The sequence below is a fragment of the Pseudomonadota bacterium genome (assembly GCA_022361155.1).
GTDB lineage: Bacteria > Myxococcota_A > Polyangia > Polyangiales > JAKSBK01 > JAKSBK01.
In genome coordinates this window covers 1-2,239 of sequence record JAKSBK010000013.1, presented here as the reverse complement: position 1 = coordinate 2,239, position 2,239 = coordinate 1, and the positions used below count along the sequence as shown (strand labels likewise).

The window sequence follows — 2,239 nt, the reverse complement described above, 5'->3', positions numbered from 1 at the left end:
TGGAGGCGGGGGGGGTGTTAGCGTAGGAGGGCCGGCGCCGGTCCACTACGCAGCGCAGGGCTACATACACAGAGCGAGGACTTTTCGAGGACGAAAGCGGCTATGGCGCCTCCAAGCCCCGTTCCTGTTCAGAATGGATGCCAGAGCCAGCGCGCCCGCAGAAAAAACCGCAGGAATAGCAACGCTATTGCGAGGACTTTTTTCGAGGACGAAAGCGGCTATGGCGCCATTCTGGACAGGAACGGCTAGTGGACGCTGGTCGACTTCGTAAGCCCAGCCGCCTTGGGGCCCTCGCGGCGGGCACGCAGCGCGGCGCGCCCACGAGCGGCCCGGATGAATTGAACGAAGATCGGGTGCGGCTCGTGGGCCTTGGACTTGAACTCCGGATGAAACTGGCAGCCGATGAAGCAGGGGTGGCCGGGCAGCTCGATCATCTCGACCAGGTCCCCGTCCGGCGAGAGCCCGGAAAGCAGCATCCCCGCTTCCTGCAGCCGCTTGCGGTAGTCGTTGTTGATCTCGAAGCGGTGCCGATGGCGTTCGCTAACCTGGCTCGTGCCGTAGATCTTGGACGCAAGTGATCCGGGGACTAGTTGGCATGGGTACGCGCCCAGCCGCATGGTCGCCCCTTTTTGTGCGATGCCACGCTGATCGGGCATCAAGTGGACCAGCTGCGGACCTCCCCCGAGCGCGCATTCCGCGCTCGTGGCTCCCGGCATATCGCAGACGTGACGAGCGAACTCCACCACCGCCATCTGCATTCCCAGGCAGATCCCAAAAAACGGAACCCCGTTCTCGCGCGCGTACTGGATCGCCCGAACCTTGCCTTCCATGCCCCGATCGCCAAATCCGCCGGGCACCAGAATCCCGTCGTAGGCACGCAAGACCCGCGCGGCGTCCTTGCTTGCCTCCAGATCCTCGCTGTCGACGTAGTGCACCTCCACCCGCAGGTCGTTGGCCAGGCCGCCGTGGTCCAGCGCCTCGTGCAGCGATTTGTACGCGTCACGCAGGTGCACGTACTTGCCTATCAGCGCGATCGATACGGCTCCCTTGCTGGGGCTCTTCAAGCCCTCGGCCACCCTGCGCCATACGCTAAGGTCGGGCTGCCGAGACCAGATGTTGAGGCGATCAACGATCTGCTGGTCGAGGCCCTCCTCGTGCAGCATCACCGGCAGATCGTAGATACAGCCGACGTCACGTGCGGCAACCACCGCCTGCACCGGCACGTTGGTGAAATGCGCGATCTTGGCCTTGAGGTCACGCGGCAACTCGCGATCTACGCGGCAAATCAGAATCTCCGGCTGAATGCCCAGACCGAGCAGCTCCTTGACCGAGTGCTGCGTCGGCTTGCTCTTGAGCTCGACCGCTGCCGCTATGAACGGCACGAGCGTTACGTGGATACATAGGGAGTTGGTTGGTCCGAGATCGATCCGGAGCTGTCGCACAGCCTCCAAGAAGGGCAGCGACTCGATGTCGCCAACGGTGCCTCCAATCTCGACGATCGCCACATCAACCCCCGAAGCGACCTCCACCACACGTGCCTTGATTTCGTCCGTGATGTGCGGAATCACCTGGATCGTGGCCCCCAGGTACTCGCCCCTGCGCTCCTTGGCGATCACGGCGTCGTAGATTCGACCCGTGGTGAAGTTGTTGGCGCGACTCATCTGTGCGCTCGTGAAACGCTCGTAGTGTCCGAGATCCAGGTCCGTCTCCGCGCCATCGTCGGTAACGAAGACTTCACCGTGCTGGTACGGAGACATCGTGCCGGGGTCGACATTGATGTACGGGTCGAGCTTGATATTGGTCACCCGTAGGCCGCGCGCCTCCATCAAGGCACCCATCGTAGCCGCCGTCAGCCCCTTACCCACGGAGCTGACGACACCCCCGGTTACAAAGATGTACTTGGTGCGGTGGTTGTTCATAGCGTGCGGTGGCTGTTCATAGCGTGCGGTGGTTGAAGACCGCATCGACTAAAGCGGACACCGGAGCCGACATGCTGCTGAAACCACGCTCGAGGCCGATACTCCCGTCGAGCATCCTCCCAACTCTAGGAGTCCCCCGGTAGCCTGTCAACGACGCGGACCCGTTCCCTACCCACCCCTTAGGGCCCGCGGAAGAATAACTCATCCATCTCACCGGTTCCGACCACCGCTGGCTATGTTGCGCCTCCTCGAAATATCCCCAATATTCCTCGTCGTTGCGCCTTGCCAACGGCGCCCGGCCCTCGGCGATACAGACGAGT

General features: G+C 62.6%; 1 protein-coding gene. It reads right to left on the bottom strand.

Features of this window, described 5'->3' with window-relative positions:
* Positions 1 to 245 precede the first annotated feature (245 nt).
* The gene (locus MJD61_00420; GenBank protein ID MCG8553743.1) at positions 246 to 1,919 is read right to left on the bottom strand and encodes a CTP synthase; all 1,674 of its coding nucleotides are present in this window, start codon (positions 1,917 to 1,919) and stop codon (positions 246 to 248) included.
* Positions 1,920 to 2,239 lie beyond the last annotated feature (320 nt).